The 4826-nt window shown below is 70.4% G+C and carries 4 protein-coding genes; 2 read left to right on the top strand and 2 right to left on the bottom strand.

Annotated features, from left to right (window positions below; genetic code table 11):
- A partial coding sequence (locus PSH25_RS28430; RefSeq protein WP_238661965.1) for a sensor histidine kinase occupies positions 1–2463 on the bottom strand: 2463 nt, incomplete at its 3' end.
- Between the two features lie 502 nt (positions 2464–2965).
- On the opposite strand from PSH25_RS28430, the gene PSH25_RS28425 reads away from it, so the two are divergent.
- Complete coding sequence (locus tag PSH25_RS28425) at positions 2966–3259, top strand: hypothetical protein (protein WP_238661964.1); 294 nt, start codon at positions 2966–2968, stop codon at positions 3257–3259.
- Between the two features lie 2 nt (positions 3260–3261).
- Here PSH25_RS28425 and PSH25_RS28420 read toward each other — a convergent pair whose 3' ends face one another.
- Positions 3262–4335: an adenosine deaminase gene (locus tag PSH25_RS28420; protein WP_238661963.1), complete on the bottom strand. Its 1074-nt coding sequence runs from the start codon at positions 4333–4335 to the stop codon at positions 3262–3264.
- A gap of 97 nt (positions 4336–4432) precedes the next feature.
- Between PSH25_RS28420 and PSH25_RS28415 the strand changes: the two genes are divergently transcribed.
- The coding region (locus PSH25_RS28415; protein ID WP_372492865.1) for a putative RNA methyltransferase at positions 4433–4826 on the top strand (394 nt) is incomplete at its 3' end.

Below are 4826 nucleotides of genomic sequence, written 5' to 3'. Positions count from 1 at the left end.
CTGCGCGGAGACCGGCGGCGCCGAGTACGGGTGCGCCTCGGGGCTGCTCGGCAGCTGACGCGGAATGGCCGGCTGCTGGCCGGTGGTCGGGGTCTCGTCCCCGGCCCGGCGCTGCGGCAGCGGGTCGATCCCCTGGCCGTTTGCCGACCGGGGGGTGAAGCCGTCGCCGCCGTTCGTCCCGGCCGCGCCGGTCAGGTCGGACCAGGCCGGCATCGAGCGGTACGCGCCACCGTTGGCGGGGGTGCCGGCACCGTTGCGCGACGCGGGGTCGAACGGACGACCGCCCAGGGTGACCTGGTTGCCGGACTCGCTCGGGCGAGGGCCGTTGCCCAGCGCGGGCAGCGCGCCGAAGACCGGCGCGGGCCCACCGGACTGCGGACCACCGGACTGCGGACCACCGAACTGGGGAGCACCGAACTGGGGAGCACCGGCCGCCGGCAGTGCCGGAGGCTGCTGCACCCGACCGGAGAGCGCCCGGGGCACCAGCACCGAGGTGGGCAGGGTCACGTCGGCGACCGTGCCGCGATCGTTGCCGGGGCGAAGCTCGACCCGGACACCGTGCCGGGACGCCAGCCGGGCGACCACGACCAGGCCCATCATCCGGGACACGGCCACGTCCACCTGCGGCGGCGTCGCGAGCCGCTCGTTGAGGTCGTGCAACTGCTCGGCGCTGATGCCGATGCCGCGGTCCTCGACGTACAGCGAGGAGCGGTCACCGACCCGGCGAGCCTCGACCATGACCTGCGAGTCGGGCGGGGAGAACGCGGTGGCGTTGTCGAACAGCTCCGCGACGAGGTGCACCAGGTCGTTGACCGCGTGCGCGGCGACCTCGATGTCGCGGTCGATGACCCCGAACTCGATCCGGGTGTAGTGCTCGACCTCGGACTGCGCGGCGCGCAGCACGTCGATGAGAGCGGCCGGCTCACGCTGCACACGGGTGGAGTCGGCACCGGCGAGCACCAGCAGGTTCTCGTCGTTACGGCGCATCCGGGTGGCCAGGTGGTCGAGCTGGAACAGCTCGGCCAGCCGGTCCGGGTCCTCTTCGCCGCGCTCCAGCCGGTCGAGGTGCCCGATGAGGCGGTCGACCAGGATCTGGGAACGGCGGGCCAGGTTGACGAACATGGTCGCGACGGAGGCACGCAGTGCCGCCTGCTCGGCGGCCGTGCGGACGGCTTCCAGGTGGACGGCGTTGAAGGCCTCGGTCACCTGGCCGAACTCGTCCTTGCTGCGCACCGGTAGCGGTTCGGCGATCTGGTTGGCCAACTGCACCGGGGAGAGCTGTCCGACGACCTGCGGGTCGCGCAGTCGGGCCACCGCCTGTGGCAGGCCGTACTGGGCGACGGAGAGCGCGCCCTGCCGCAGCTCACGCAGTGAGCGGGCCATCGAGCGGGCGACCAGGTACGCGAAGAGGATGGCCAGGAGCAGCATGCTGAGCAGCAGGCCGGTCTCCAGGAAGACCTGACGCTGGACGTCCGAGCGGAGGGTGTCGGCCTGGTTGACCACTTCACTGTCGAGCTTCCGCTCGACGGTGCGGATCAGCTTGGCGTTGGCCGTCATGGCGGCTTCCCACTGGTCCGGGCCGAACGGCGCACCGCGCATGTTGCCGGTGGTGTTGCCGTCGATCCAGCCGGTGTAGTTCTGTGCCTGCCGGCGGTCGCCGCCCGCGACCGTCTGGTCGTGGAACTTCGCGTCGTCCGGGGTGGCGACGGCCTTGAAGCTCTGCAGGGCCTGCTGCTGGCCGGTGTCACTGGCGACGTAGTCCCTGCGCAGTGCCGGGGTCAGGCGTTGTCCGCCCTTGACACCCAGCGCGCGGTGCACCACGACCCGGCGTACGGCGAGGAACTCCTTCTCCCGGGCGACCGCCGCGGCGGCGCGCATCCGGTCGCTGAGTTGGTTGTCACCGGCGAGCTGCGTGGACGAGTCGCGGATGGCGAGCAGGTCGCTGATCAGACCCTCGTACGCCTGCACGGTCTCGGTGAGCGCGAGCTTTCCGTTGAACACCTGGCTGCGGACGCCCGACAGGTCCTGCAGGTTCTGGTCGATGCCGTCGAGCAGACTCTCCAGGCTGCTCGGCAGGTCCTCGATCTCGGTCCGCTGCTGGCGGTAGGGGATCGCGTCCTGATCCACCCGGGAGTTCACCCGGTTGTATGCCTCCTGGTACTGCGCTGTCGGCTGCGTCCCGTCCGCGCCCAGCAGCAGCACGGCGGCGGTGCGCTCGTCCTGCAGGCTGTCGACCAGGTCACCTGAATAGCTCGACAGATTCGCCAGGTCGCCAGCTCGGTTGGCATTGTTGAGCGTCTCCACGTGGTCGATAAGACCACTGGTGCCCACCACGACCGTGGCGATGGTCGGCACGATCATGATGAGACCGAGCTTGGACCAGATCGGCATGTCCCGGAGCCGGCTGGCCGGCCGGCGCAGCCGCGACAGGAAGGAGCCCGCCGTCTTTGGCCGTTTGCTCACGTCACCGCCCTCGCGATTACAGCTTGAACGCGTTGCCCCGGGCAACGCCCAGCGACCGACCCGGCGGGTCGGACCCCCGAGATTCCATCACGCCGGTCGACAAGAAGAAAGCCCAGGTTGTCCCCAACCGAAGGTGTGATGAGATGTTGATGCGATTTGATAGCAGTCTGTCTGGCCGGAGTAACTGAAGGTAATGGAACATCCGCACCGAGTTGTCCTACTGGCCGGCCCATCGGGGTCCGGAAAGTCGTACATAGCGCAGCAAACCGGCTTGCCGGTGCTCTGCTTGGACGACTTCTACAAAGACGGCGATGACCCTACGTTGCCAAGACGAAACGGCCAGGTGGATTGGGAATCGCCGCAGTCCTGGGATGCTCCCGGTGCGGTGGAAATCATTGCCCGACTTGCCCGTGAGGGCCGAGCCGATGTGCCGGTTTATGCGATCGGCGCGGATCGACGGGTGGCCACCCGGCCATTTGATGTCGCCGGATCGCCACTTTTCGTGGCCGAAGGGATCTTCGCCGCCGAGATCGTCGAGGAGTGCCGTCGCCGTGGCCTGCTGGCCGGGGCGTACGCGCTGCGCCGGCCGCGCGGGGCGACCTTCCTACGCCGACTCGCCCGCGACCTGTCCGAGCAGCGCAAGGCACCCCGGGTGCTGATTCGGCGGGGGGTGGCGCTGCTGCGGGCCGAGCCCGCGGTGCTGCGTCGACAGATGGGCCTGGGTGCGGAGGCGGCCCGGGCCCGGGAGGTGCTGCACCGGGTGGCCGGCCTGCTCGCCGGCCACCCACACGGCTGAACTCAGGCCAGCAACTTCGCGTACGCCGGCTTGATCACGTCATCGATGATCCGCAGCCGCTCGTCGAACGGGATGAAGGCGCTCTTCATCGCGTTGATGGTGAACCACTGCAACTCCTTCCAGCCGTAGCCGAACGTCTCCACCAGCAGCGACATCTCCCGCGACATCGAGGTGCCGCTCATCAGCCGGTTGTCGGTGTTGACGGTCACCCGGAAGCGCAGGTCCCGCAGCAGACCGATCGGGTGGTCCGCGATCGAGTCGACCGCACCGGTCTGCACGTTCGACGAGGGGCACAGCTCCAGGGGAATCCGCTTGTCCCGGACGTACGCGGCCAGCCGGCCGAGCGAGCCGTCGGGGGCGACGTCGTCGACGATCCGCACCCCGTGGCCGAGCCGGTCCGCTCCGCACCACTGGATCGCCTGCCAGATCGACGGCAGACCGAACGCCTCACCGGCGTGGATGGTGAAGTGGAAGTTCTCCCGTTGCAGGTATTCGAAGGCGTCCAGGTGCCGGGTGGGTGGAAAGCCCGCCTCGGCGCCGGCGATGTCGAAGCCGACCACCCCGACGTCCCGGTGCCGCACGGCCAGCTCGGCGATCTCCTGGGAGCGGGCGGCGTGCCGCATCGCGGTGAGCAGGGTGCCCACCCGGATGGTCAGGCCCGCCTCGACCGCCTGCGCGGTGCCCTCGGCGAACCCGGCCAGCACCGCCTCGACCACCTCGTCGAGGCTCAGGTCCCGTTCCAGATGCTGCTCCGGGGCGAAGCGCACCTCGGCATAGACCACTCCGTCGGCGGCCAGGTCCAGGGCGCACTCGCGGGCCACCCGACGCAGCGCGGGCGCGGTCTGCATGACCGCCACGGTGTGCGCGAACGTTTCGAGGTAGCGCTCCAGGGAGCCGGAGTCCGCCGCGTCCGCGAACCAGCGTCCGAGCGCTTCCGGGTCGGTGGTGGGAAGTTCGTGGCCCACCTCGGCGGCCAGGTCGACGATCGTCGCCGGCCGCAGGCCGCCGTCGAGGTGGTCGTGCAGCAGCGCCTTCGGGACCTTGACGATGTCCTCGTATCGGATAGTTGCGACCATGCTCAGACCCTAGTCAGCCAGCTCAGGTCCGCCGAGCCAGGCCACTAGGCTCGACGGCATGGACGCGTTCGGGGGGTTGGACAAGCCGCGGCCTGACATGGACCCCCGGGTCCTCGACCGGCTGCGCTGCCCGGTCTGCGGCGAACCGCTTCGACAGGCCGCCGACGTTCGGGCACTGCGCTGCCCGCGGCGGCACAGCTTCGACATCGCGCGTCAGGGCTACGTGAACCTGCTCACCGGTCGGGCGCCGCACGTCGGTGACACCGCCGAGATGGTCGCCGCCCGTGCGGACTTCCAGGCCGCCGGGCACTACGACGTCATCTCAGGAGCGCTTGCCGCTGCCGCGACGCGGGCCGGGGCGGGCTTCGGGGCGTACCCCCTGGTGGTGGATGCCGGCGCCGGCACCGGCCGGTACCTCGCCGCGGTGCTGGCGGCGCTGCCGGACGCCGTGGGTCTGGCCCTGGACGTCTCCAAGCCGGCGCTGCGCCGCG

This window comes from Micromonospora foliorum, assembly GCF_022229015.1.
In the GTDB taxonomy this organism is placed as follows: Bacteria; Actinomycetota; Actinomycetes; order Mycobacteriales; family Micromonosporaceae; genus Micromonospora; species Micromonospora foliorum.
This window is presented reverse-complemented; position numbering and strand designations above follow the sequence as displayed.